21 protein-coding genes, 3 tRNA genes and 1 pseudogene are annotated in these 25,837 nt (G+C 42.2%); 19 read left to right on the forward strand and 6 right to left on the reverse strand.

Annotated features, from left to right (window positions below; all coding sequences use genetic code 11):
* Window positions 1–16: 16 nt before the first annotated feature.
* Together CHU92_RS14325 and CHU92_RS14330 are read right to left on the reverse strand one after the other, a co-directional pair.
* Window positions 17–685 (reverse strand): DUF3857 domain-containing protein, encoded by a 669-nt coding sequence (locus CHU92_RS14325; RefSeq protein ID WP_129583101.1) that lies wholly within the window; start codon window positions 683–685, stop codon window positions 17–19.
* Between the two features lie 141 nt (window positions 686–826).
* Window positions 827–4,075 carry a tetratricopeptide repeat protein gene (locus tag CHU92_RS14330; RefSeq protein WP_094416759.1) on the reverse strand — a complete coding sequence of 1,083 codons (3,249 nt, stop codon included), beginning with the start codon at window positions 4,073–4,075 and terminating at the stop codon, window positions 827–829.
* 347 nt (window positions 4,076–4,422) lie between these two features.
* Between CHU92_RS14330 and CHU92_RS14335 the strand changes: the two genes are divergently transcribed.
* Window positions 4,423–4,498 (forward strand) — tRNA-Pro (locus CHU92_RS14335).
* Between the two features lie 239 nt (window positions 4,499–4,737).
* Window positions 4,738–5,781 (forward strand): hypothetical protein, encoded by a 1,044-nt coding sequence (locus CHU92_RS14340; RefSeq protein WP_094416761.1) that lies wholly within the window; start codon window positions 4,738–4,740, stop codon window positions 5,779–5,781.
* 104 nt (window positions 5,782–5,885) lie between these two features.
* Here CHU92_RS14340 and CHU92_RS14345 read toward each other — a convergent pair.
* A pseudogene (locus tag CHU92_RS14345) lies at window positions 5,886–6,146 on the reverse strand (transposase); the annotation flags it as partial.
* A gap of 87 nt (window positions 6,147–6,233) precedes the next feature.
* Between CHU92_RS14345 and CHU92_RS14350 the strand changes: the two are divergent.
* The 12 genes from CHU92_RS14350 (at window position 6,234) to CHU92_RS14405 (ending at window position 19,274) form a co-directional block, all read left to right on the forward strand.
* Window positions 6,234–6,305, forward strand: a tRNA-Thr gene (locus CHU92_RS14350).
* A 53-nt stretch (window positions 6,306–6,358) separates the two neighbouring features.
* On the forward strand, window positions 6,359–7,546 hold the full coding sequence (tuf, locus tag CHU92_RS14355) for an elongation factor Tu (protein ID WP_094416765.1): 1,188 nt from the start codon (window positions 6,359–6,361) through the stop codon (window positions 7,544–7,546).
* A gap of 62 nt (window positions 7,547–7,608) precedes the next feature.
* Window positions 7,609–7,679: transfer RNA gene (locus CHU92_RS14360), tRNA-Trp, on the forward strand.
* Between the two features lie 15 nt (window positions 7,680–7,694).
* Window positions 7,695–7,892 carry a preprotein translocase subunit SecE gene (gene secE / locus CHU92_RS14365; RefSeq protein ID WP_094416767.1) on the forward strand — a complete coding sequence of 66 codons (198 nt, stop codon included), beginning with the start codon at window positions 7,695–7,697 and terminating at the stop codon, window positions 7,890–7,892.
* A 10-nt stretch (window positions 7,893–7,902) separates the two neighbouring features.
* On the forward strand, window positions 7,903–8,454 hold the full coding sequence (gene nusG / locus CHU92_RS14370) for a transcription termination/antitermination protein NusG (protein ID WP_094416769.1): 552 nt from the start codon (window positions 7,903–7,905) through the stop codon (window positions 8,452–8,454).
* A gap of 69 nt (window positions 8,455–8,523) precedes the next feature.
* A complete protein-coding gene (gene rplK, locus CHU92_RS14375) occupies window positions 8,524–8,961 on the forward strand; it encodes a 50S ribosomal protein L11 (protein ID WP_094416771.1) in 438 nt (145 codons plus the stop codon).
* Between the two features lie 21 nt (window positions 8,962–8,982).
* A complete protein-coding gene (gene rplA / locus CHU92_RS14380; protein WP_094416773.1) occupies window positions 8,983–9,672 on the forward strand; it encodes a 50S ribosomal protein L1 in 690 nt (229 codons plus the stop codon).
* 22 nt (window positions 9,673–9,694) lie between these two features.
* Window positions 9,695–10,210 (forward strand): 50S ribosomal protein L10, encoded by a 516-nt coding sequence (gene rplJ, locus CHU92_RS14385; RefSeq protein ID WP_094416775.1) that lies wholly within the window; start codon window positions 9,695–9,697, stop codon window positions 10,208–10,210.
* 61 nt (window positions 10,211–10,271) lie between these two features.
* Entirely contained in the window at window positions 10,272–10,652 is a 381-nt protein-coding gene (rplL, locus tag CHU92_RS14390) for a 50S ribosomal protein L7/L12 (RefSeq protein WP_094416777.1), read from the forward strand.
* A 126-nt stretch (window positions 10,653–10,778) separates the two neighbouring features.
* Window positions 10,779–14,591, forward strand: coding sequence for a DNA-directed RNA polymerase subunit beta (rpoB, locus tag CHU92_RS14395; protein ID WP_094416778.1), 3,813 nt, complete (start codon window positions 10,779–10,781; stop codon window positions 14,589–14,591).
* A 70-nt stretch (window positions 14,592–14,661) separates the two neighbouring features.
* On the forward strand, window positions 14,662–18,960 hold the full coding sequence (gene rpoC, locus CHU92_RS14400) for a DNA-directed RNA polymerase subunit beta' (protein ID WP_094416780.1): 4,299 nt from the start codon (window positions 14,662–14,664) through the stop codon (window positions 18,958–18,960).
* Window positions 18,961–18,962: 2 nt separating this feature from the next.
* The gene (locus CHU92_RS14405; RefSeq protein WP_094416782.1) at window positions 18,963–19,274 is read left to right on the forward strand and encodes a DUF3467 domain-containing protein; all 312 of its coding nucleotides are present in this window, start codon (window positions 18,963–18,965) and stop codon (window positions 19,272–19,274) included.
* A gap of 272 nt (window positions 19,275–19,546) precedes the next feature.
* On the opposite strand, the gene CHU92_RS14410 is transcribed toward CHU92_RS14405, so the two are convergent.
* Entirely contained in the window at window positions 19,547–20,227 is a 681-nt protein-coding gene (locus tag CHU92_RS14410; RefSeq protein WP_094416784.1) for an OmpW/AlkL family protein, read from the reverse strand.
* Window positions 20,228–20,476: 249 nt separating this feature from the next.
* Between CHU92_RS14410 and lpdA the strand changes: the two genes are divergently transcribed.
* From lpdA to CHU92_RS14425, 3 genes are all read left to right on the forward strand, one after another.
* Entirely contained in the window at window positions 20,477–21,883 is a 1,407-nt protein-coding gene (gene lpdA / locus CHU92_RS14415; RefSeq protein WP_094416786.1) for a dihydrolipoyl dehydrogenase, read from the forward strand.
* A 127-nt stretch (window positions 21,884–22,010) separates the two neighbouring features.
* Entirely contained in the window at window positions 22,011–22,220 is a 210-nt protein-coding gene (locus tag CHU92_RS14420) for a hypothetical protein (RefSeq protein ID WP_094416934.1), read from the forward strand.
* Window positions 22,220–22,531 carry a type II toxin-antitoxin system RelE/ParE family toxin gene (locus CHU92_RS14425; RefSeq protein ID WP_243389615.1) on the forward strand — a complete coding sequence of 104 codons (312 nt, stop codon included), beginning with the start codon at window positions 22,220–22,222 and terminating at the stop codon, window positions 22,529–22,531. Before CHU92_RS14420 ends, CHU92_RS14425 begins: the two co-directional genes overlap by 1 nt.
* A gap of 6 nt (window positions 22,532–22,537) precedes the next feature.
* Here the strand turns inward: CHU92_RS14425 and CHU92_RS14430 are convergent, their stop codons facing one another.
* Both CHU92_RS14430 and CHU92_RS14435 read right to left on the reverse strand, forming a co-directional pair.
* A complete protein-coding gene (locus CHU92_RS14430; RefSeq protein ID WP_094416790.1) occupies window positions 22,538–22,873 on the reverse strand; it encodes a HepT-like ribonuclease domain-containing protein in 336 nt (111 codons plus the stop codon).
* On the reverse strand, window positions 22,866–23,168 hold the full coding sequence (locus tag CHU92_RS14435; protein ID WP_094416791.1) for a nucleotidyltransferase family protein: 303 nt from the start codon (window positions 23,166–23,168) through the stop codon (window positions 22,866–22,868). The genes CHU92_RS14430 and CHU92_RS14435 overlap by 8 nt, the downstream gene beginning before the upstream one ends.
* A gap of 49 nt (window positions 23,169–23,217) precedes the next feature.
* Between CHU92_RS14435 and CHU92_RS14440 the strand changes: the two genes are divergently transcribed.
* Window positions 23,218–24,510: an anthranilate synthase component I family protein gene (locus CHU92_RS14440; protein ID WP_094416793.1), complete on the forward strand. Its 1,293-nt coding sequence runs from the start codon at window positions 23,218–23,220 to the stop codon at window positions 24,508–24,510.
* Window positions 24,511–24,526: 16 nt separating this feature from the next.
* On the forward strand, window positions 24,527–25,837 hold the full coding sequence (gene tilS / locus CHU92_RS14445; protein WP_094416795.1) for a tRNA lysidine(34) synthetase TilS: 1,311 nt from the start codon (window positions 24,527–24,529) through the stop codon (window positions 25,835–25,837).

Consider the following 25,837-nt stretch of genomic DNA (forward strand, 5'->3'; position numbering starts at 1 on the left):
TAAGCTGGAAATTAATTTAATACAATTTTTGTCGTGTACTTAAAAAAGATTTATAATATTCATACAGCCTGGGGGTATCATCCAGGACGTCAATCTTCTTATCCCCTGCTTTGTAGTCTTTTATAAATAAATCTATATGCGGTATGACATGGAGAAAGCCGGGATTGCCCGGTTCTATCTTTACAGCTTTGGCATTTTTGAGCGCCCACCGGTATATGTATTTACCTTTTTTTTCGGTTTTTGTAAACTCTATGGTATTGCCCGCATCATTAAAAACCTTGTAGCCTATGCTTATATCTTTATCTGCACGTACTTCAAGTACAGAATTCAGCATGGGGAAGCTGTTGCCAAAAACGTGGGTTTGCAGGAGAAAGGGGTCAAGAAATTCTGTTTGTACGCTGTAAACCTTTCGTGCGCCGGCTTCAAGATTGGTAAAAATAAGCTGCTTTTCCCTTACATCATCATAAAATATACCCCTTCTATTCATTTGCCGGTCATTAACCTGGGTTACCTTAATTTTTTTTTCCTTTCCTTTATCATTTACTATAGAAAAAGCCTCGTACTCATTTAGTTTAACAAGGCCTGAATAGGAGAAGTTTTCTTCATTGTTATGAATACCGTTTTCAGACATAATCATGGACTCATAGTAATTATGCTGTAGCACCCTGATTTTCTTGTTATCCAAAAAAATATCATAGGTAATATTGTTGCTGATACCAGTTCGTTCACATCGCCATATAAGTTTTTATAATCCCGGTATGACGCTGCTTTCTCTTGTGCCGCCGAGTACATACCCAACAGGGGGATTAATACCGCAAACAGCTTTTTATTTAATCTCGATAAGCACATTTGAATCATATCGTTTAGTTTGTGACACAACACCGGCTTTATAAATATTGCAGATTCCATGTAATTCATCATTTTTATATTCTGCGTTTATGAGAGGCTTGCCGTCTTCGCCAAAATATTCCTGCAGGCCTTCGTAAGATGAATCTTTAAAGTTTTCTTTTTTAAATACTTTGCCATTAGAATGGTATTCTTTCCGCACCCCCTGTAAAAGCCCCATATCATAATTAGCTTCATACTCAGGTTTGCCTTCGGCGCTGTATATGGCAAACTTACCGTTTAAATTACCTTTCACAAAGTTCATTTCGATAGCTGTCCTGCCGCCTGGGTATATTGACTTTATTTCGGCTGTTTGTGCTTTTACCGGAACCTTATCTGTAAGTTTGCCGGTTTTATCCATTATCCTATAATAGATAAGCTCGTCCCGCTCATATCCTAATGTGAGAATGTGCTGGCCTTCTTTATTGTAGTAATTCATGTCGCCTTCTTTGTTTTCATTAAACTGTTTGACCTCACTCATCTTTGATTTCTGGGCATAATAACGCACTGTTGTACCAGTATTTTCACCAAAAAGATATGTGTCGGTCATCCTGAGGTTACCGGCAAGGTCATAAAACTTACTCTCACCGTTGAGTTGGCCGGCATAATAATCATGCTCTATCAAAGGGCCACCCGCAGGATTAGCTTTAAGGTACTTGCCATGCCTTTTACCGTTGATATAGTACGCTTCAACACTTATTTTACCTGTTTTTTCTTTGACAATATATTTGCCGTTATATACCCCGTTTTTAAGTTCGAACTCGTGGATTTCTGCACCTCCGTTATAATGGTTAGTTATTTTCCCGGTCTTGTTTGTAAAATCAAGTTCATTAGATTTTGTGCCATCAGTGTTAAAAGTCTGGAGTTTTGTCATAATGTTTTGAACATAATCGGCAATCTGGCTGACAGTACCATTTTGCCGGTAATTTACCTGCTTTGAGTATAAATCATCATTTATATAAAAACTCTCTGCATAAAGTTTACCATCTTCATGATAAGACCTTGAGGGGCCGTTTGCCTGACCCCCGCGATAGTGGAAAACACTAGTAAGGTGTCCGCTGCTATAGTTTTCATATATGCCCTGCAAAGTATCATTTACATAGTGTGCCACAACATTTATGCGGCCATCCCGGCCATAATTATATGATTTGCCATTTTGCAAGCCTTTTTCAAAATTTTCTTTGCTTCTGGGTACGCCGCTACGGTAAAAGTAGTTCCACTCACCCATTTTTTGGCCTTTATTAAACTTGCCCGATGTAATTATATCGCCTTCCAGGGTTTTGACGGTATATGTGCCTTTATTTACAGGAACTTCTACAGGCTGAGGATTATTAGCCGTAAACTGCTCTCCAGCTTTTATTTCGCCTTTTTTGTAATTTTCTATAAAATACTTGTTCCCTTTAGCATCATAATAAATGTATGAAACAGGAGCGCCTTCTTTATCAAGCACAACCTCGTATGATTTTTTGCCTCCATAATAATACACTACATGTTGTAAAACCCTGTTGGCATAGTTACTTTCTTCTTTGAGGGAGCCATCGGGGTAAAAAGCCCTGTACACATTTTTAATAACGCCTTTATCATATTCGGCTTCACTTTTTACGATTTTGCCATCATAGTATTCCACGAGTTTACCCTGGCGTTCATCATTGACAAAATTTTGCTCGTTGGATACATTCCCGGTAATATCGTAATATACATATTTACCGTTTAACTTGCCTTTGAGGTAATTGGCTTCTGTTTTTTTGGAGCCGTTTTCATAATATTCTGTATGCAGGCCTTCACGCAAATCAGCGGAAAAATTTCCCTCTGCACTTTTACCCCCGTTAATATAGTAACCTGTACACAGCCCATCAAGCTTATCGTCTTTGTAAAATTCTATCAGCCTGAAGTTGCCGTTTTCGAAGTAAACGATACGCTTCCCATTAAGCTTACCTTTAGAAAATGTTTTCTCTTCAAGAAGCTTACCCTTCAAACCATAATATTTCTGTACGCCTTCAAGTTCATTATCAGCAAAATTAAGCTCAGCTGCTATGTTGCCATACTTATTCAGCACCTTATACCTGCCCATTTTTTTGCCATTAACTTCTTTGCCAAAATAATCGGGCCTGCCATCCTGCAGGTAAATAACAACTTCTTCCTGGCTGCCATAAAGGTCTACCCTCCGTTTTGCAAATACATCCCAAAAGCCTTTCTGCAAATAATTTTCGGTATAGTCTTTAATCTTGCTATTGTGTGCAGTAAGCTTTTTACCAAGTCTTTCCCTGACACCCAATAGTATGTGATAAGAAAAGCCTTCAAACTGTTTTTTACTTGCAATATCTGCCAGCCACGGCACATATATTCTTTCAAAAAATCCTTGCCTTTCTTTGTGTTCTGCTGAGTACTCAACCACGGCCTGAACCTGGCGGATTATAGGGTCATCAAAAGCTGATTTAACTTTATAGGCACTTTTTAAGGGGAGGCCATTTTTTAAAATCTCTTCGATTTCGGCGAAATCATCTCCTTTGGGCGAGAAAACGAGTTTACCTTTTTCAAGATAATTTTCGGAATATTTGAGATTCAGCTTTTGTATCACGTTTTCATTAGCGGTGCCATCAGGCATTAGTGTTAGGTACGCCAGCAGGGCCATAGTACCTTCCGTTATATTACCGTTTTCAAGGGCAATGAAACCTAACAGGTAATGTGAGCCAACGTGATTTGGGTTGTTTTGTATAGCCCTTTCCAAAAGCTCAACACTTTTCTGCCGTTTGTCCATACGGACATATAATAATGCCATGTTATAAAGCAATACACTATATTCAGGGAAATAATTTCCGGCCTCTTTAAATAAAGTTTCAGCTTTTTCATATTGTTTCTGGTCGCTTAGAAATGAGCCGTATGCTATATAAAAATCCGGTAATTCTGCCATCATGCCTGTACTGTAAGCATTCTCAAAAAACTTTGCGGCAGCATCTTTATCATCACCTGCCGCAAGTACCAGCGCCTTTTCATACTGCGCATTATAATATTTTGGGTCATTCTTATCAACTTTATCAAATTCTTTTATCGCTGCACTATAGTTTTTTTCCTGATAGAGTTGTATTCCTTTAGCTATAAAGGCATTACTGTCATAAACATAGCTGTAGTCTGTTTGAGAGTAACCTGCTATACAAATACAAAATAATAAGATTGATAAGAAATTTTTCATCAGAAGTAATATTTTATCAAATATACTTTTTTTAAAATTGTTGCCAATTAAATTTTAAAATTTTGTTAAAGTTATAAGTTTTGATTTATATCGGTAGTTAAAGTCATGATATTTAAATTATTATTCAATATTACCTCCTGCTATCGATAATAATTATTTTTAGCGGACACAGTATGAGCCGCAAGCTAAATGAACAAATATACAAACCATGCGACAGGGCAAATAGTATCTGCCTACAGTTAACTAATTGCATTATAAGTTTGTATTTTTTACATAGCATACTAAAATTATTCACTACAAGACATGATACATTAAATTAAATTGTATATTTGCAACCTCTAAATTATACGGGGTGTAGCGTAGCCCGGTTATCGCGCCTGGTTTGGGACCAGGAGGTCGCAGGTTCGAATCCTGCCACNTGTTTAAATTACAGTTTTTTAACATAAAAAATAAGAGAAAAACTTTAAATTTTTATTGAAATCATACAAAAAAAATTATACATTTGTCAATAAAAATTTAACTATTAATTGTGACTAATATCTAACTATTAATTCCTATAATTTTTTTTCTGACTTAACTAATATGGATTAGTATTACAATTGTGTTATTAACCCCATAATAAATCCACTACAAAATAAACATTCAACAAAAAATTAGTACCCATGAAAAAAACTTTACTTTTAACCTTGTTTTTACTTTTCCTGAATAATGCAGTGAATGCTACTATCAGGACAGTTAGTAACGTGCCCGGAGGTGTGGCGCAGTTTAATAATCTTAATGCTGCCGTCAACGCTTCCGCTGCAAACGACACGCTGTTATTGGCTCCCAGCGCCACACCGTACACTTTGGGCTATAATGAGTCAGCAAAGAAGCTTTATTTTTTCGGGGCCGGATTCGCGCCGGTGCAATCTCCAAATGGGACTAGTATTTCTACAAATTATGTGCGGGCAGCATCTACTTTTGAAGGCATTTGGTTCCGAAACATAACTAATATCTATATGGAGTCATCCGGTATAAGTTTCATTAGGTGTTATTTTAGTGATATTTTACATGTAAACGCAAGTATTTCAAATCTGCTAATATCAGGATGTTTTTTTGCGAGGCCTTTAAACGGGGCTGGCCAGAGATTAACCAATTCGATAATCAGGAATACGATTTTTTATGGTACTTCCGAAAATTGCCTTACAAATTTTAATAATGGTAGTAGTAATAACATATTGTTTGACCAAAATTTATTCTACGGTACTAATGGAAGCTTAAATGCTTTTTTTAGTTGTAATAACCTTCTGTTTACAAATAATGTTTTCCTGAAGATGAATTTTAGTAATTCTATTACTAACTCTAACTTCACCAGGAACTTAACTTTCAATACCGCGGGTGGCACCCCACCTGTATGGACAACCAATGGCAATAGTAGTAATAATAATCTATTTGATGCCAGCCCAATGTATGCTGCCATGACAGATATTAATAACGGAGCGACAAGTTGGAGCGTGGATTATTACAGGTTAGGGGCATCCAGCTCAGGAAAGAACTACAGTATTGGCGGAAGGGATGTAGGGTTATTATTTGAAAATGGTTCTGATAATTATAATTTCGTACGAAACAGTAGATTACCCTATATATCTTCAATGTTAATTGATTCGTCCAGTTTACCTCTCGGATCAAATTTAGGTGTTACCGTGCAGGCTGTAAAAGCTAATTAATGTTATCACAACAATAGTTAAGTTATGCTTTTGGAAATTGTATTTCTGTAAAGCATATTATTCCAAATCTTTTGTTGGAATTGTATTTATAATGATGAAGTGGTTTAAACTTTTATTTTATTAAATTTCTTTAGTGCGATGATTGTAAAAGCCAGGTAATTAAAGCCTAACCAGCTTGCGGTTGTTGTGTCAAATCGATTTAACAACGACCTAAAGCTATCCATCCAGGCGTTTGCCCTTTCGATTTTATACCGTTCCTTATAAAGTAATGGGTCAAAATATTCATCCCTGTTAGCTTTTGCGTTTCGTTTATTAAAACAAACATTGGCATTAATTTCTTTTTTCTTACAACACAACCTAAATTCTNTTTTAATTATGAATTTTTAAATGTTGAATGACCTTCGGGCTAATTTAAAATTTCTCCATTTAAAATTTAAAATGAAGGATAAGTTGCCGGTGTAGCTCAGGGGTAGAGTGCTTCCTTGGTAAGGAAGAGGTCACGGGTTCAAATCCCGTCATTGGCTCAAAGTATAAATTTTGAACACTAATTATATAACTAAGATTAAATTATTAAATCATGGCAAAGGAAACTTTTGATCGTTCCAAACCCCACCTTAATATAGGTACTATTGGACACGTTGACCACGGTAAAACAACTTTGACTGCTGCTATTACTAAAGTATTGGCTGATGCAGGTCTTTCTGAAGCTAAATCATTTGACCAAATTGATAACGCTCCTGAAGAAAAAGAAAGGGGTATTACAATTAATACATCTCACGTAGAGTATGCTACTGCTAACCGTCACTACGCTCACGTTGACTGTCCTGGTCACGCTGACTACGTTAAAAACATGGTTACAGGTGCTGCCCAGATGGACGGTGCTATCCTTGTAGTTGCTGCTACTGACGGACCGATGCCACAAACACGTGAGCACATCCTTCTTGGCCGCCAGGTAGGTGTGCCTAGAATGGTTGTTTTTATGAACAAAGTGGACATGGTGGACGATGCTGAGCTTCTTGAGCTTGTTGAAATGGAAATCCGTGACCTTCTTAACTTCTACCAGTATGATGGCGATAACGGGCCTGTAATTAAAGGTTCTGCTCTTGGTGCACTTAACGGTGAGCCAAAATGGGTTGCTACTGTAATGGAACTTATGGATGCGGTTGACAACTGGATTGAACTTCCTGTTCGTGACGTTGAAAAACCTTTCCTTATGCCTGTTGAAGACGTATTCACTATCACTGGTCGTGGTACTGTTGCTACCGGCCGTATTGAAACAGGTGTTGCTAACACTGGTGACGCTGTTGAGATTATCGGTATGGGTGCTGACAAACTTACTTCAACAATCACTGGTGTTGAGATGTTCCGTAAGATCCTTGACAGGGGTGAAGCTGGTGACAACGTAGGTCTTCTTCTTCGTGGTATTGATAAAGCTGATATCCGTCGTGGTATGGTAATCATCAAGCCAGGATCTGTTAAGCCACACGCTAAATTTAAGGCTGAGGTTTATATCCTTAAGAAAGAAGAAGGTGGACGCCACACTCCATTCCACAACAACTACCGCCCTCAGTTCTACGTTCGTACAACTGACGTAACAGGAACAATTTCTCTTCCTGCAGGTGTTGAGATGGTAATGCCTGGTGATAACCTTACTATCGAGGTGCAGCTGCTTAGCCCAATCGCTCTAAGCGTAGGTCTTCGTTTCGCTATCCGCGAAGGTGGCCGTACGGTAGGTGCAGGTCAGGTAACTGAAATCCTTGACTAATTTTTAATTAGGTAAATATACAAAGCCAGCACGGCGCCTGTGCGCCGGCTGGCTTTTAACAAACGGGTGTAGTTCAAGGGTAGAATAGCGGTCTCCAAAACCGTTGATGGGAGTTCGAATCTCTCCACCCGTGCAAAAACAAAATACAATGTCAAAGGTTACAAATTATATATCAGAAGCATTTGCTGAGCTTAAAACAAATGTTACCTGGCCAGAGTGGGCAGAGATACAACGCCTTACTATTATTGTTGCTGTTTTTTCGGTAATATTTGCTTTGCTTACTTTCGGTATAGACCGTGGTTTTGAAGTGCTTGTGGCAAATATATATAGTTTCTTAAAAAATTAATTTACTTGCAATGACTGATAACAATGTCAAAAAATGGTATGTGGTTAGGGCGGTAAGCGGTCAGGAAAACAAAGTAAAGAACTACATCGAAACTGAAATAAACAGGCTTGGCATGAGTGATTATATTTCGCAGGTGCTTGTTCCTACTGAAAAGGTTGTGCAGGTGCGTGACGGGAAAAAGATCAGCAAAGACAGGGTGTACTTCCCCGGATATGTAATGATTGAGGCCAACCTTACAGGTGAGATTCCGCATATTATCAAATCCATTACCGGTGTTATCGGGTTTTTGGGTGAAACCAAAGGTGGTGATGCGGTACCGCTTCGTATGTCTGAAGTAAACAGGATGCTTGGCAAGGTTGATGAGCTTTCGGTTAAGACTGATAATGTTTCGATACCTTTTACAGTGGGTGAAACCATTAAGGTTATTGATGGTCCTTTCAACGGGTTTAACGGCACTGTTGAAAAGGTGAATGAAGAAAAGCGTAAGCTGGAGGTGATGGTGAAGATCTTCGGAAGGAAGACCCCGCTGGAACTCAGCTTTATGCAGGTTGAAAAAGTATAATTTTTGTTACACTTATTATAAAAATCACATCCTCGCTTCCAATTGAAGATGTGCTAATCTTTAAAAGAAATGGCTAAAGAAATTAGTAAAGTAGTTAAACTACAAGTTAAGGGAGGTGCTGCGAATCCGTCGCCACCGGTTGGACCTGCTTTGGGAGCTGCGGGCGTTAACATCATGGAGTTCTGTAAGCAATTTAATGCCAGGACCCAGGATAAGCCCGGTAAAGTTTTACCAGTACAAATTACTGTGTACAAAGACAAATCTTTCGATTTTGTTGTTAAAACGCCACCGGCTGCTATACAGCTGCTGGAAGCTGCCAAGCTTAAAGGCGGTTCAGGTGAGCCTAACCGTAAAAAAGTAGCAAGTGTTACCTGGGATCAGATCAGGACTATTGCAGAAGACAAAATGCCGGACCTTAATGCTTTCACTATCGAGAAAGCTATGAGCATGGTTGCAGGTACAGCAAGGTCTATGGGTATAACAGTAACAGGAGCAGCTCCTTTTTAATCTTAAAAAGAAAAAGAAGACATGGCAAAATTGACAAAAAAACAGAAAGAGGCTGCTGCAAAGATTGAGAAGAACAAACTGTATTCGCTGAAAGATGCTTCTGCATTGATCAAAACAGTTGCTTCAGCAAAATTTGACGAGTCAGTTGACATCGCAGTACGTTTGGGCGTAGATCCAAGGAAAGCGAACCAGATGGTAAGGGGCGTGGTAACACTTCCACACGGTACAGGTAAAGATGTAAGGGTGCTTGCGCTTGTTACTCCTGATAAAGAAGCTGAAGCTAAAGCTGCAGGCGCTGACCACGTAGGTTTAGATGATTACCTTCAGAAAATAAAAGACGGCTGGACTGATGTTGATGTTATCATCACTATGCCTGCCGTAATGGGTAAACTTGGTCCTCTTGGTAGGATTCTTGGTCCACGCGGACTTATGCCAAACCCTAAAACGGGTACTGTAACCATGGAGGTTGGCAAAGCCGTTCAGGAAGTAAAATCAGGTAAAATCGACTTTAAAGTTGATAAGACGGGTATCGTTCATGCAGGTATCGGGAAAGTATCTTTTGATGCTGACAAGATATCGGAGAACGCTCACGAAATTATACAAACATTAATAAAATTAAAACCAACTGCAGCAAAAGGTACATATATCAAGAGTATCCACATCTCTTCTACTATGAGCCCTGCTATTGCTTTAGACCCTAAAGCGGTATAATTGGTAGTTAAAAATATTTATTATGACCAGAGAAGAAAAATCAAGAGTTATTGAAGATTTAACTGCACAGTTATCCGGTTCAAACGTGGTTTATGTTGCAGATATTTCAGGACTTGATGCTGAAACTACTTCAAACCTTAGGAGGGCTTGCTTTAAAGCGGGCATAAAGCTTGAGGTAGTTAAAAACACCCTGCTTGAAAAAGCAATGGAAAGTGTTGAAAATAATTACGGCGAACTTCCGTCAGTACTTAAAGGCAACACTGCCATCATGATTGCAGAGAATGGCAACGCTCCTGCTAAAGTTATCAAGGAATTTCGCAAAAAAGCTGATAAGCCTATCCTTAAGGGTGCTTATATACACGAAGCTGTATTTACAGGCGACAACCAGCTTGATGCCCTTGTAGCACTTAAATCTAAAGACGAAGTTATCGGTGAAATCATCGGCCTTCTTCAGTCTCCTGCTAAAAATGTTGTTTCTGCCCTTAAATCAGGCGGCAGCACTATTGCAGGCCTTGTTAAAACGTTATCAGAAAGATAACAAATCCGCGAGTACGCACTTAATAAATTATATATTACAAACTATTTAAAACGATAGAAAAATGGCAGATTTGAAACAATTCGCAGAACAATTAGTTAACCTTACAGTTAAAGAAGTTAACGAACTTGCTACAATACTAAAAGAGGAGTATGGCATTGAGCCTGCAGCTGCTGCTGTAGCTGTAGCCGGCCCTGTTGCAGGTGGTGGTGACACTGCTGCTGCTGCTGAGCAAACTGAGTTTACTGTAGTTCTTAAAGATGCTGGCGCTTCTAAGCTTGCTGTAGTTAAAGCTGTAAAAGAGCTTACAGGCCTAGGTCTTAAAGAAGCTAAAGACCTTGTAGACGGTGCTCCTGCAAACGTAAAAGAAGGCGTTTCTAAAGATGAGGCCGAAGGCCTTAAAAAGTCTCTGGAAGAAGCCGGAGCTGTTGTTGAGCTTAAATAAGCTTACTACGGTTAAAAACCCAGGTTTAGGCCTTGAGAAGCACTCTCAAAGGCCTAAACCATTTTTCGTATAATAACATTTTATACGTTCTTTTCTCAATTATTTTAATCAAAATTTTGTCCATTGATGATAACAAATCAGACTGAAAGATTAAATTTTGCCTCGACCAAGAACATTCCTGCTTACCCGGATTTCCTGGATATTCAGGTAAAATCGTTTAAAGATTTTTTTCAGCTTGAAACTAAATCTGATGAGCGAGGCAACGAAGGTCTATATAACACCTTCATGGAAAACTTTCCGATTACTGATACAAGAAATCAGTTTGTGTTGGAGTTCCTTGATTACTTTGTTGATCCGCCAAGATATACAATTGAAGAGTGTATTGACAGAGGGCTTACCTATAGCGTTCCCCTTAAAGCAAGGTTAAAGCTGTATTGTACTGACCCTGAGCATGAAGATTTTGAAACTATTGTACAGGACGTTTACCTGGGTACCATCCCTTACATGACGCCAAGCGGTACTTTTGTTATCAACGGTGCTGAGCGTGTTGTAGTATCGCAGCTGCACAGGTCTCCGGGAGTTTTCTTCGGTCAGTCATTCCATGCAAACGGTACAAAATTATATTCGGCAAGGGTAATTCCTTTTAAAGGTTCGTGGATTGAATTTGCTACTGACATCAACAATGTGATGTATGCGTATATCGACAGGAAGAAAAAACTTCCTGTAACCACGCTTTTCCGCGCCATAGGCTTTGAAAGGGATAAAGATATCCTTGAAATTTTTGACCTTGCTGAAGAGATCAAGGTTTCAAAAACAGGCCTTAAAAAATATGTAGGCAGAAGGCTTGCCGCGCGTGTATTGAATACATGGCATGAGGATTTTGTGGATGAGGATACAGGCGAGGTGGTTTCTATTGAGCGTAACGAGATCATATTAGACCGTGATACTATTATCGATAAAGATAATGTTGAGGAGATCATAGAGTCTAACGTGAAATCAATCCTGCTACACAAGGAGGATAATAACCAGGCTGATTATGCCATTATCCATAACACGCTTCAAAAAGACCCTACCAACTCAGAAAAAGAGGCCGTAGAGCACATTTACCGTCAGCTGCGTAACGCAGAACCACCTGATGAGGAAACGGCTCGTGGCATTATAGATAAACTGTTCTTCTCTGACCAGCGTTACAACCTGGGTGAAGTAGGCCGCTACAGGATGAACAAAAAGCTTGGCCTTGATATCCCGATGGAAAAGCAGGTGCTTACCAAAGAAGATATCATTACCATAGTTAAATACCTTATCGAGCTTATCAACTCTAAAGCAGAGATTGACGATATCGACCACTTGTCAAACCGCCGCGTAAGGACGGTTGGCGAGCAGCTGTCAGCACAGTTCGGTGTAGGCCTTGCCCGTATGGCAAGGACTATAAGGGAGCGTATGAACGTGAGGGATAACGAGGTGTTTACACCAATCGACCTTATCAATGCCAAAACATTGTCGTCGGTTATAAACTCTTTCTTTGGTACCAACCAGCTGTCGCAGTTCATGGACCAGACAAACCCGTTGGCAGAGATAACCCACAAGCGCAGGCTTTCTGCACTTGGTCCGGGTGGTCTTTCGCGTGAAAGGGCAGGTTTCGAGGTACGTGACGTTCACTATACACACTATGGACGTTTATGTCCTATTGAAACGCCTGAAGGTCCGAACATCGGTCTGATATCTTCGCTTGGTGTTTATGCCAAGGTGAACGGAATGGGCTTTATTGAAACCCCGTACCGCAAGGTTGAGAACGGAAAGGTGGATTTAGAGTCTGAACCTATCTACTTAAGCGCTGAAGAGGAAGAAGGCAAACTTATAGCCCAGGCTAATACTGAAATGGGTAATGATGGTACTATTACTGCCGAAAGGGTAATTGCCCGTGAGGAAGGCGACTTCCCGGTAGTGGAGCCAACAGCAGTACATTATACTGATGTGGCACCTAACCAGATTGCTTCCATATCAGCATCGCTTATCCCGTTCCTTGAGCATGATGACGCTAACCGTGCGCTGATGGGCTCGAACATGATGCGCCAGGCCGTACCATTGCTGCGTCCTGAGTCGCCAATTGTAGGAACAGGCCTTGAACGTCAGGTAGCTTCAGATTCAAGGGTACTTATAAATGCTGAAGGGCATGGTACTGTTGAGTATGTAGATGCTAACCAAATTACTATTAAATATGACAGGACTGACCGTGAAAGGATGGTTAGTTTTGACCCGGATGAGAAAACGTACCAGCTTATAAAATTCAGGAAGACCAACCAGAGCACGAGCATAAACCTTAAGCCTATTGTACGCAAAGGTGACAGGGTAGTGCCGGGCCAGGTGCTTTGCGAAGGCTATGCCACGCAAAATGGTGAGCTTGCCCTTGGGCGTAACCTGCAGGTGGCATTTATGCCATGGAAAGGCTACAACTTTGAGGATGCTATCGTGATTTCTGAAAAAGTGGTTCGCGATGATATCTTTACCTCAATACACGTAGATGATTATTCACTGGAGGTAAGGGATACCAAGCTGGGTAACGAGGAGCTTACCAATGATATACCTAACGTATCGGAAGAGGCTACTAAAGACCTTGATGAGAACGGTATGATAAGGATTGGTGCCGAAGTTAAGCCAGGCGACATCCTTATAGGTAAGATTACCCCTAAAGGAGAATCAGACCCAACTCCGGAAGAGAAGCTGCTACGCGCCATATTTGGTGACAAGGCAGGTGACGTAAAAGATGCTTCACTAAAAGCCTCTCCGTCTCTTCATGGCGTGGTTCTTGATAAAAAACTTTTTGCACGCGCCGTTAAAGATAAGCGTAAGCGTACAAAAGATAAAGATGATTTAGGAAAGCTTGAAATGGAGTTTGAGGTTAAGTTCAACGAGCTTAAAGACAGGCTGATTGACAAGCTGTTTAATATAGTTAACGGTAAAACTTCGCAGGGAGTTATGAACGACCTGGGTGAGGAAGTACTGCCAAAAGGCAAGAAATTTACCCAGAAGATGCTTTACGCGGTTGAGGATTTTGCACACCTTACCAAAGGCCAGTGGACTACGGATGATGAAACCAATGCAATGGTTAACGACCTTATCCACAACTACAAGATAAAGCTTAACGACCTTCAGGGTGCGCTCAGGAGGGAGAAATTTACCATTACTGTGGGAGATGAGCTTCCGTCAGGAATTTTGAAACTTGCCAAGGTTTACATTGCTAAAAAACGTAAGCTGAAAGTGGGTGATAAGATGGCGGGCCGCCACGGTAACAAAGGTATTGTAGCCAAAATTGTACGTGAGGAAGACATGCCGTTCCTTGAAGATGGAACGCCGGTTGACATTGTGCTTAACCCGCTTGGGGTACCTTCGCGTATGAACATCGGGCAGATATATGAAACTGTTTTAGGATGGGCCGGTTTAAAATTAGGCAAAAAGTTCGCTACTCCTATTTTTGATGGTGCTACCCTTGATGAAATCAATAAACTGACTGATGAGGCAGGTATACCGCGCTTTGGCCATACATATCTTTATGATGGGGGTACAGGTGAGCGTTTCCACCAGCCGGCAACTGTAGGTGTTATCTACATGCTTAAGCTGGGCCACATGGTTGATGATAAGATGCACGCACGTTCAATCGGTCCGTACTCGCTTATTACGCAGCAGCCTCTTGGAGGTAAGGCACAGTTTGGTGGCCAGCGTTTTGGTGAGATGGAGGTTTGGGCCCTTGAGGCATACGGTGCATCAAGCACACTTAGGGAAATCCTTACTGTTAAATCAGATGACGTTATCGGAAGGGCTAAAACTTACGAGGCTATCGTTAAGGGTGAAACCATGCCGGAACCTGGTCTGCCTGAATCTTTCAACGTGTTGATGCACGAACTGAAAGGCCTTGGGCTTGACATCAGGTTAGAAGAATAATTACACGGGAACGGGGCCCTGGCTCCGTTCCCATTCTATACGTTTTTAATATAATTGATATTTCGTTATCATGACAAGATTAAAAGATAAAAATACGGTTAAGAGATTTAACCAGATTTCGATAGGCCTTGCTTCACCGGAGTCAATCCTGGCAGAATCAAGGGGTGAGGTTTTAAAGCCGGAAACCATTAACTATCGTACACACAAGCCTGAAAGGGACGGTCTTTTCTGCGAGCGTATCTTCGGTCCGGTAAAGGATTTTGAATGTGCCTGCGGCAAGTACAAAAGGATACGTTATAAAGGTATCGTTTGTGACCGTTGCGGGGTAGAAGTTACCGAAAAGAAAGTACGTCGTGACAGGGTAGGGCATATCAATCTTATAGTGCCTATTGCACACATATGGTATTTCCGCTCACTGCCTAACAAAATAGGCTACCTTCTTGGCCTTCCGTCTAAAAAGCTTGACATGATCATATACTATGAAAGGTATGTGGTTATACAGCCCGGTATTGCCAAAGGCCCTGACGGGGAAACACTTAACACACTTGACTTTTTAACAGAGGAAGAGTACCTGAATATACTGGACTCTCTTCCTATGGAAAACCAATATTTAGACGACAGCGACCCTAACAAGTTTATTGCTAAAATGGGTGCGGAGTGTATTATGGACCTGCTGGCAAGGATTGACCTTGACGCACTTTCGTATGAGCTTCGCCACAGCGCTAACAACGAAACATCAAAGCAGCGTAAAACTGAAGCGCTTAAAAGGCTGCAGGTAGTTGAATCATTCCGCGAAAGCAACATGAACAGGGAAAACCGCCCTGAATGGATGATCCTTAAAGTTATACCTGTTATCCCGCCAGAGCTTCGACCGCTTGTACCGCTTGACGGCGGACGTTTCGCTACGTCTGACCTTAATGACCTTTACCGTAGGGTAATTATCCGTAACAACCGTCTGAAAAGGCTGATGGAAATAAAAGCCCCTGAAGTAATTCTTCGTAACGAAAAGCGTATGCTACAGGAATCTGTTGACTCGCTGTTCGACAATACAAGGAAAGCATCGGCGGTGAAAACAGAATCAAACAGGCCGCTAAAATCACTTTCAGATTCACTTAAAGGTAAGCAGGGACGTTTCCGTCAAAACCTGCTTGGTAAGCGTGTTGACTATTCAGCGCGTTCGGTAATTGTTGTTGGCCCTGAAATGAAACTGTTTGAGTGTGGCCTTCCAAAAGATATGGCTGCTGAGCTTTACAAGCCGTTTGTTATCAGGAAACTGATAGAGCGTGGTATTGTTAAGACAGTGAAGTCGGCTAAAAAGATCATTGATAAAAAAGAGCCGGTAGTATGGGATATCCTTGAAAACGTAATTAAAGGCCACCCGGTACTGCTAAACAGGGCTCCTACGCTTCACCGTTTAGGTATCCAGGCATTCCAGCCGAAACTTATTGAAGGTAAGGCTATCCAGCTGCACCCGTTAGTATGTACGGCGTTTAATGCTGACTTTGACGGTGACCAGATGGCGGTTCACCTGCCGCTTGGCCCTGAGGCTATACTTGAGGCACAGCTGTTAATGCTTGCTTCACACAATATCCTTAACCCGGCTAACGGTGCGCCTATCACTGTACCGTCTCAGGACATGGTACTTGGTCTTTATTACATGACCAAAGAGCGCCTTTCTACACCTGATTATGTTGTTAAGGGAGAAGGCCTTACATTCTACTCGGCTGAAGAGGTGAACATTGCCCTAAACGAAGGCAGGCTTGACCTTAACGCCCGTGTGAAAATACGTGCCAAGGACTTTAATGAGAATGGCGAGCTTGTATGGAAAATAATCCAGACAACAGCCGGAAGGGTACTGTTTAATGAAGTAGTGCCTGAAGCTGCAGGATATATTAATGAGGTATTGACCAAAAAATCATTAAGGGATATTATCGGTAAGATTTTAAGTGTTACCGATGTGCCTACTACTGCCGCGTTCCTTGATAACATGAAAGATATGGGTTACAAATTCGCTTTCAAAGGCGGTTTGTCATTCAGCTTAGGTGATATTATTATCCCGGACAGGAAAGAGGAGCTTATTGCTGATGCTAACGAGCAGGTTGAGGCTATCACCATGAACTATAACATGGGGCTTATTACTAACAACGAGCGTTACAACCAGGTTATTGACGTGTGGACTTCTACCAACGCATTGCTTACTGAGCTTGCCATGAAGAACATCCGCGAAGACCAGCAAGGATTTAACTCGGTGTACATGATGCTTGACTCTGGTGCGAGGGGTTCTAAAGAACAGATACGCCAGCTTACAGGTATGCGTGGTTTGATGGCCAAGCCTAAAAAATCAACTGCCGGTGGTGGTGAAATTATCGAGAACCCTATCCTTTCTAACTTTAAGGAAGGCCTTTCGATCCTTGAGTACTTTATCTCTACCCACGGTGCACGTAAAGGTCTTGCGGATACCGCTCTTAAAACGGCTGACGCGGGTTACCTTACCCGTAGGCTTCATGACGTATCGCAGGATGTTATTGTTAACTCGGTTGACTGCGGCACGCTAAGGGGTATTGAGGTTACTGCGCTTAAAAAGAACGAAGAGGTTGTTGAAACCCTTGGAGAAAGGATACTTGGCCGCGTGGCGCTGCATGATGTAGTGAACCCGCTTACCAGCGATATACTGGTACATGCCGGCGAGCAGATAACCGAAGCTGAAGTAAGGGCTATAACTGCTGCCCCTATTGAGGCTGTTGAGGTGCGTTCACCGCTTACCTGCGAGGCTACAAAAGGTATCTGTGCCAAGTGTTACGGCCGTAACCTTGCTACTGGTAAAATGACACAGAAAGGTGAGGCAGTAGGTGTTATTGCGGCACAGTCTATCGGTGAGCCGGGTACACAGCTTACGCTCCGTACCTTCCACGTGGGTGGTACTGCGGGTAACATTTCTGAGGAATCAAGCATTGTAACCAAGTTCCGCGGAAGGCTGGAGATTGAAGACCTTAAAACGGTTAAAGGCGAAGACAATGAGGGCAATGAAGTAGACATCGTGGTATCACGTTCTACCGAACTTAAGCTTGTTGACGAAAATACAGGAATTGTTTTAAATACACACAACATACCTTACGGTTCAAGCATTTACGTGAAAGACGGCGATGTGGTTGATAAAGGGACTGTAATATGTAAGTGGGATCCATATAACGGGGTTATTATCTCTGAATTTACCGGTAAGGTAGCTTATGAAGATATCGAGCAGGGACAATCGTTCATGGTTGAGATTGATGAGCAGACCGGATTCCAGGAGAAAGTAATCTCTGAAGCAAGGAATAAAAAGCTTATCCCTACGCTATTGATCTACGGAAAAGACAATGAGCTTATCCGTTCGTACAACCTTCCGGTGGGTGCCCACCTTATGGTTGACAATGGCGAGAAGATTAAGGCCGGTAAGATCCTTGTGAAGATACCAAGGCGTTCTTCTAAAGCGGGCGATATTACGGGTGGTTTACCAAGGATTACCGAGCTTCTTGAAGCGCGTAACCCAAGTAACCCGGCTGTGGTATCAGAAATTGACGGTGTGGTTTCATTCGGTAAGATCAAGAGGGGTAACCGCGAGATCATTATTGAATCTAAGTTTGGAGAGATCAAGAAATATCTTGTGAAGCTTTCGAACCAGATCCTTGTACAGGAGAATGACTACGTTAAAGCCGGTATGCCGCTATCTGACGGTGCCATTACACCGGATGATATCCTTCGTATTCAGGGGCCGTCTGCCGTACAGCAGTACCTTGTAAACGAGATACAGGAGGTTTACCGCCTTCAGGGTGTGAAGATCAACGACAAGCACTTTGAAGTGGTAATCCGCCAGATGATGCGTAAAGTACAGGTTCAGGATCCGGGAGATACATTGTTCCTTGAAGACCAGCTCATCCATACATCAGACTTTATCGAAGAAAATGATAAGCTATATGGCATGAAGGTGGTTGAGGACGCAGGTGACTCGGAGAACCTGAAACCGGGCCAGATCGTTTCTCCTCGTGAGCTAAGGGATGAGAACTCTATCCTTAAGCGTAACGACAAGAGGCAGGTTGTGGCGCGCGATGTAGTTCCGGCAACGGCTACACCGGTACTTCAGGGTATTACAAGGGCATCACTACAAACCAAGTCGTTCATCTCTGCGGCGTCGTTCCAGGAAACTACCAAAGTACTGAACGAAGCAGCCGTAGCAGGTAAAATAGATGCGCTTGAAGGCCTTAAAGAGAACGTTATTGTAGGGCACAGGATACCTGCAGGTACAGGTATGAGGGACTATGATAACACTATTGTAGGGTCTAAAGAAGAATACAATGAGCTTTTAACTCCGAAAGAGGAATATAACTATTAATTATGAGCGAACAGAAGCAACAGCCCGGACAAATAAACATTGAGCTGGACGAGAAAACGGCCGAAGGGACTTACAGTAACCTTGCCATCATCAACCATTCGGCATCAGAGTTTGTTGTGGATTTTGTGAGTATTATGCCCGGTACTCCAAAGGCGAAAGTAAAATCGCGCATAGTATTAACGCCCCAGCATGCCAAGCGCCTGCTGAAGGCTTTAGGCGAGAACATCCACCGCTTTGAGAGCGCCCACGGCGTAATCAGCGATACGGAACAGCCGCCGCTTCCTTTGAGTTTCGGTCCTGCGGGACAGGCTTAAATAAATAAAGAAACCCTTCAGCAATGGAGGGTTTTTTTATTTATCTAAAGCCTCAGCTACGCATACTTATAAGATTAGTTATGATTATCTATCCTGAACTTTTTTTGAAGTAATGGAAATATATTTCATTATCCTGTAGCATCGCCCTGCATAAATAAATTATGATTAATCGTAACGAAATATACGTTTATACAGAATATAATCATCCTGCCATCCCTGTAGGCATAGCAAAAAAAGCCGCGCAAGGCGGCTTCTCATAAGTATCAGGATTTTTAAAAACTATACCCTACACCCACACCCAGCAGCAGCGGGTTAATATCTACCTCGGCAGGTATTTTCAGCCCTGGTGCCAGGTTAGTGGCATCAACGGTTACGTCAGTATTCAGGAACAATTGCTTCACATCGGCATTAATATAAAATTTATCGCTCACCTTCACATCAAAGCCCAGTTGCAGGGCAAAGCCTACATTGTTGTCATAGTCAACATCTTTTACCGTATTTCCGGCTTTAACATCATAAAAAATAGTATAGTTTATCCCCGCGCCCACATAGGGTTTAAACACGCCGTCAAAGGTATAAAAGTGGTATTGCACCGTCAGGGTAGGTGGCAGCAGGCGTACACTGCCCAGGTCAATGTCTGCCCTGGCAGGCCCGCCTATGGCAGTGATGTTAGAGCCTTCGGTGTTAACATCATGCTTCGATGTGCCCAGTATAAGCTCAGCCGCAATATTTTTAGTAAAAAAGTAAGTAAAGTCAAGTTCCGGTATAAAAGTAGACGAAATAGCGGCATCACCTCCTATAATCCCTATGGTTGCGCTTTCGTTAGGTATAACCCCTACGCCGCGGGCGCGTATCATCCAGCGGTTAAAGCCATCATTTTTTTGTTCTTCCTGGGCAAACATTACAGATGTGCTTAAAAAGGCTAAGGCAGCATAAAAGAATAACTTTCTCATGGTATTTGTGTTTAGAATTACAGGTCAAAAGTAAGGCGGACAAATGCCGTAAAAGCTGACAATAATCATGGTTTACAATGTATTTTATCTTCATAATAAGGGTGGTGGGCATTAGCTTATTGGGCAGCTCCTCCCTCTCATTTTCACAGGGCCGGGGTGAGGAAAAAAATAAACCCTTTTATTCCGCCCATATAAATCATAATCCCTAAATTTGCCTTACAAAATCAAAACACACAAAAAAGATATAGCATGAGTTCATTTGACGTAGTCGTTATAGGTTCAGGCCCGGGCGGTTATGTGGCAGCCATCCGCTGTGCACAGCTGGGTTTCAATACAGCAATTATCGAAAAATACCCAACCCTTGGCGGCACCTGCCTCAACGTGGGCTGCATCCCGTCTAAAGCGCTGCTGGATTCATCGCACCATTACCATGATGCCATCACGCACTTTAAAGAGCACGGTATCGACATCCCGGGTGAGATAAAAGTGAACTTTCAGCAGATGATAGCGCGCAAGCAGGGCGTGGTAGACCAGAATGTAAGTGGCGTAAAATACCTCATGGACAAGAACAAGATAACCGTTTTTGAAGGCCTTGGGTCATTTGAAGACGCCACGCATATAAAAGTAACAAAGAACAATGGCTCATCAGAAACTATCGAAGCTAAAAATACCATTATCGCTACAGGCTCCAAGCCTTCAACGCTTCCGTTCATAAAGATTGACAAAGAGCGTATCATAACATCAACCGAAGCCCTTAAGCTGAAGGAAGTGCCTAAGCACCTTATAATTATCGGCGGGGGCGTTATAGGCCTTGAGCTGGGCCAGGTGTACCTGCGCCTGGGCGCTGAAGTATCAGTGGTGGAGTACCTCGACAGGATTATTCCGGGTATGGACAGTGCGCTTTCTAAAGAGCTTACCAAAGTGCTTAAAAAGCAGGGCATGAAGTTCTACACCAGCCACAAAGTGAAGTCGGTGGAGCGCAACGGCGAAGGTGTGCAGGTGCAGGCCGAGAATGCCAAAGGCGAAACGATTACGCTTGACGGTGATTATTCACTGGTATCAGTTGGCCGCCGTCCTTATACTGACGGGCTTAATGCTGAAGCTGCCGGAGTAAAAATTACAGAGCGCGGACAAATCGAGGTGAACGACCACCTGCAGACAAGCGTACCAAACATTTACGCTATAGGCGATGTGGTTAAAGGTGCCATGCTTGCCCACAAAGCAGAGGAAGAAGGTGTATTTGTTGCCGAAACCCTTGCAGGCCAGAAGCCGCATATCGACTATAATCTTATCCCTGGTGTGGTGTACACCTGGCCGGAAGTTGCCGCAGTTGGCAAAACCGAAGAGCAGCTGAAAGAGGCAGGGGTGGAGTACAAAGCAGGTACCTTCCCGTTCAAGGCATTGGGACGCAGCCGCGCCAGTATGGACACCGACGGTTTTGTTAAAATACTGGCCGATGCCAAGACCGATGAGGTTTTGGGCATACACATGATAGGCGCCCGTACTGCCGACCTTATTGCCGAGGCAGTAACGGCAATGGAGTTCAAGGCTTCGGCTGAAGATATCTCCCGCATGAGCCACGCGCACCCAACCTACGCCGAGGCTATGAAGGAAGCCGCGCTTGCCGCTACCGATAACAGGGCACTGCACATTTAAAAAATCATATAGTTATTATAATCAACCCACTTGAAAGAGTGGGTTTTTTATTGCTGAATAACAAACGTTGTTTGCAGCGTTTTTAGCTTAAATGGATTTTTATTACTTTTGTATAAATGTTTTTGCTATGAGTACCTTAGAGATAAAGAAAGAGCTTCATGAAATTATAGAGAAAGGGGATGCTGCTACTGTTAAGGGCTTTTACAATATGCTTAAAAGTTACCTGGCTAAGTCCGAAAATGACAAAATGATAGCCGAATCAGAGGCGGATATCAAGGCCGGAAGGGTTTTAACGCATCAGCAGGTTAAGGACATTGTGGCTTCCTGGAGAAAATAATGAAGCAATTATACTGGACTGAAAGGGCGCTAAAAGATTTACAGAAAATAGACCTATTCAATAGTGAATTACTTGGCGATAATAAAGCTTCTGAAATTACTTTAAAGATAATTGCTAAAGCTGATTTTCTTGAAAATCCGTCTTTTGATTTTACAGAAATTGGTGCTCCTGATGATGATTTTTCACATCTTAAAAGAAAGTATCGGAAACTAATTGAAGGACATTATAAAATTACATATAGATCCGGTAAATCAAAGATCTATATAAACAGGATTTTTGATACAAGGCAGAACCCGAAGAAAAATAAATAATCTTTTTTATTGTTGCAGTAACTCTTCAACTTCTGTTTTTAACAGGGGTAGGTCACGTATTACTATTGCCCAAATTATATCTTCTGAAACTGTATCGTAGCCATGTATGATCCTGTTGCGGGTGTCAACAATCTTCCTCGCATTGGCAATAGGGTAGGTTGGGTCAGTTTTTAAAATTCGGTTTATTGCTTCCCCAATAATTTCTACATTTCGCTCAATGGCACGCTTTGTTTTCAGATCATGCTGAAAATCAAGGAAATTTCTTTTTTCAGGAAGGAACGAATTAATCTCTTCAATAGCCTGAAGTACATCAGAAAGCCACGTTTTGATTTGGTTATCCATAAATCAAAACCTTTGTTTCATCAATTTGTTTTCTCAGATACGGGTTTTTAAGAGATTTGTTCTCAAGCAGGTCAATTCTCCGGTGAAGCAGTTTTTGGAGTTGTTCTTTAAGATTGAAGTATCTGTCAGAGTACTCCAGCGGATCTTCAGAATCAATATCAACAATCATGTCAATATCGCTTTCAGGATTAAATTTATCAGTAGTTACAGAACCAAAAGCAAATAAAGACCTTACTTTGTTATCAGCACAAAGCTTTTTAATTTGATTGATATGTGATGCCAGTTCTGATCTCATATTTCAAAAGTAGTAAAAATACTGTAATTTTGAAATAGAATTAGTAATCTTGAGAACCACCGCTACATTCGCCGTTCAGAAACCAGAACATTTCAAACAACAGTTGCTGCAATGGGCGCAGCAGTTCAGGGAAGTAGTATTCCTGGATAGTAACGATTATAAGCAGCAGTATTCGTCGTATGATGCCGTGCTGGCTGTTGATGCCTTTACTTCCGTTAAAACGGATTATGAAAATGCTTTTGATGAGCTGGACACCTACCGGCAAATTACAGGCGACTGGCTTTTTGGGTACCTTTCGTATGATCTTAAGAATGATGTTGAGGGCCTGGCCTCAGATAATTTTGACGGCCTACAGTTCCCAGACCTTTTTTTCTTCCAGCCGAAAAAACTTTTCCTGCTAAAAGGCCGGCAGCTTGAAGTGCACTACCTGAAGCTGTGTGATGATGAAATTGAAGCTGATTTTGAACAAATTACAAAGGCAGGGTTGCAGGTACCGGATTCACAGCCGCTGACCAATATCAGGCAGCGTATCTCTAAACAACAATATTTAGAGAAAGTGGGGCAAATGCTGGCGCACATACACAGGGGCGATATTTATGAAGCCAATTTTTGCATGGAGTTTTACGCTGAAGATGCCAGCATAGCGCCTGTTTCTGTTTATCAAAAACTAAATAAAATTTCAGGGCCGCCGTTTGCAGTGTTCTTAAAGCATCATAAGCAATACCTCCTGTCAGCTTCGCCGGAGCGTTACCTGCGGAAAGAAGGGAACAAGGTTATCTCTCAGCCAATTAAAGGTACTTCAAAAAGAACTTCAGATATGGCGGAAGATGATGCTATAAAACAGCAGCTTGCAATAAATGAAAAGGAACGCAGCGAGAACATAATGATTGTTGACCTGGTGCGGAACGACCTGTCAAGAACGGCAGCCAGGGGTACGGTAGCAGTGGAAGAACTGTGCGGTGCCTACACGTTCAAACAGGTGCACCACCTGATATCTACAGTTGTTTCACAGGTTGCTGAAGGCGTTACACCTGTTGAGGTTATCCGGCATTCTTTCCCGATGGGCAGCATGACGGGAGCGCCAAAAATTTCGGCAATGCAGATCATCGAAAAGCTGGAAGAAACCCGCCGCGGGCTGTATAGTGGTGCGGTTGGGTACTTTACGCCTGAGGGTGATTTTGATTTTAATGTAGTTATCCGCAGTATTTTATATAACGAGGAACGGCAGTATGTCTCCTTTTCTGTAGGCAGCGCCATTACGGCCAAAGCCGACCCGGCACAGGAATATGAGGAGTGCCTGCTGAAAGCGGGGGCGATGCGGCGTGTGCTGGAACGGGAATAAAATTGTAACTTTGTACATGCTTTCCAGGTTTGAAGATCATCTAAAAGTTAATCTCCCGTTTTTAAAGGACAAAAAACTCCTGCTGGCCTGTAGCGGCGGTATCGACAGTATGGTACTGGCGCATCTTTTAAAACAGCTTGATTATCCATTTTCTATTGCACATTGCAATTTCATGTTGCGGGGTGAAGAAAGCGACGCTGATGAAGATTTTGTGCGCAACTATGCATCTTGTAACAATATTCCCGTCTATATAACCCACTTTGATACGATGCTTTTTGCTACTGATAATAAACTATCGCTCCAGGTGGCGGCAAGGCAGTTGCGTTACGGCTGGTTTAATGAGCTATTACGGGAAAACGGGCTTGACTACCTGCTCACGGCACATCACCTGGATGATTCTGCTGAAACGTTTTTAATAAATTTTACCCGAGGGACCGGGCTGGAAGGCTTAACAGGCATCCCGCAGCAAAATGAAGCCATTGTGCGCCCGCTATTGCCTTTTACTCGGGAAGAGGTTGAGGCTTATGCCCGGGAAAATAGTATTATATGGCGCGAGGACAGCAGCAATGCTACCGATAAATACCTGCGCAACCGGGTGAGGCATGATGTAGTCCCGGTACTGAAGTCCTTAAACCCGTTGTTTGGACAATCGTTTCAGCAGACACTTAAGAACCTGCAACAGGCAAAATCACTTGCGGATGATGCTGCAATTTTGGTTTACAGGCAGGTTGTAACAGAACATAAAGGCAGGAAACACATTGATATACGGGAGCTGGCGCGGCTTACTAATTACCGGGCATACCTGTACCGGTGGCTTAGCCCATTTGGTTTTACGGCGTGGGAAGACATTTATGCACTGGCAGATGCGCAGCCGGGCAAATATGTCCTTGCCGGGCCCTACCGCTTGCTTAAAGACCGCAAAATCCTTATCCTGGAGCGTATTGTTGAAGATGAAGTCGCCGTACACGAGATATATGAGGGGATGAACACCATCAGTACTGCCTTCCGGTTATCTGTTTCAGATGTTACGGGTGTTTCTGAAGATTCGCTTAAAAATACCCTTTATGCCGATAAGGAAAAACTTAAATTCCCGTTATTTGTAAGAAAATGGCAGGCAGGCGATTATTTTTATCCTGTCGGTATGAACGGGCAGAAAAAGAAGGTTTCCAAGTATTTTAAAGATGAAAAAATGTCTTTAAGCGAAAAGGAGGGTGCCTGGCTCTTATGCTCCGGCAGCCAGGTTGTATGGATAATAAACAAACGCGCAGATGAGCGCTTTAAACCCGATAATAACACAACACAAATAATAAAAATAGAAGTTCTTTAA

The sequence above is a fragment of the Flavobacterium cyanobacteriorum genome (assembly GCF_002251835.1).
In the GTDB taxonomy this organism is placed as follows: domain Bacteria; phylum Bacteroidota; class Bacteroidia; order Flavobacteriales; family Flavobacteriaceae; genus Flavobacterium; species Flavobacterium cyanobacteriorum.

Coding starts and splice junctions, on each gene's coding strand:
- CHU92_RS14330 (WP_094416759.1), bottom strand. CDS start 4,075: ATGAAAAATTTCTTATCAATCTTATTATTTTGTATTTGTATAGCAGGT.
- CHU92_RS14340 (WP_094416761.1), top strand. CDS start 4,738: ATGAAAAAAACTTTACTTTTAACCTTGTTTTTACTTTTCCTGAATAAT.
- tuf (WP_094416765.1), top strand. CDS start 6,359: ATGGCAAAGGAAACTTTTGATCGTTCCAAACCCCACCTTAATATAGGT.
- secE (WP_094416767.1), top strand. CDS start 7,695: ATGTCAAAGGTTACAAATTATATATCAGAAGCATTTGCTGAGCTTAAA.
- nusG (WP_094416769.1), top strand. CDS start 7,903: ATGACTGATAACAATGTCAAAAAATGGTATGTGGTTAGGGCGGTAAGC.
- rplK (WP_094416771.1), top strand. CDS start 8,524: ATGGCTAAAGAAATTAGTAAAGTAGTTAAACTACAAGTTAAGGGAGGT.
- rplA (WP_094416773.1), top strand. CDS start 8,983: ATGGCAAAATTGACAAAAAAACAGAAAGAGGCTGCTGCAAAGATTGAG.
- rplJ (WP_094416775.1), top strand. CDS start 9,695: ATGACCAGAGAAGAAAAATCAAGAGTTATTGAAGATTTAACTGCACAG.
- rplL (WP_094416777.1), top strand. CDS start 10,272: ATGGCAGATTTGAAACAATTCGCAGAACAATTAGTTAACCTTACAGTT.
- rpoB (WP_094416778.1), top strand. CDS start 10,779: ATGATAACAAATCAGACTGAAAGATTAAATTTTGCCTCGACCAAGAAC.
- rpoC (WP_094416780.1), top strand. CDS start 14,662: ATGACAAGATTAAAAGATAAAAATACGGTTAAGAGATTTAACCAGATT.
- CHU92_RS14405 (WP_094416782.1), top strand. CDS start 18,963: ATGAGCGAACAGAAGCAACAGCCCGGACAAATAAACATTGAGCTGGAC.
- CHU92_RS14410 (WP_094416784.1), bottom strand. CDS start 20,227: ATGAGAAAGTTATTCTTTTATGCTGCCTTAGCCTTTTTAAGCACATCT.
- lpdA (WP_094416786.1), top strand. CDS start 20,477: ATGAGTTCATTTGACGTAGTCGTTATAGGTTCAGGCCCGGGCGGTTAT.
- CHU92_RS14420 (WP_094416934.1), top strand. CDS start 22,011: ATGAGTACCTTAGAGATAAAGAAAGAGCTTCATGAAATTATAGAGAAA.
- CHU92_RS14425 (WP_243389615.1), top strand. CDS start 22,220: ATGAAGCAATTATACTGGACTGAAAGGGCGCTAAAAGATTTACAGAAA.
- CHU92_RS14430 (WP_094416790.1), bottom strand. CDS start 22,873: ATGGATAACCAAATCAAAACGTGGCTTTCTGATGTACTTCAGGCTATT.
- CHU92_RS14435 (WP_094416791.1), bottom strand. CDS start 23,168: ATGAGATCAGAACTGGCATCACATATCAATCAAATTAAAAAGCTTTGT.
- tilS (WP_094416795.1), top strand. CDS start 24,527: ATGCTTTCCAGGTTTGAAGATCATCTAAAAGTTAATCTCCCGTTTTTA.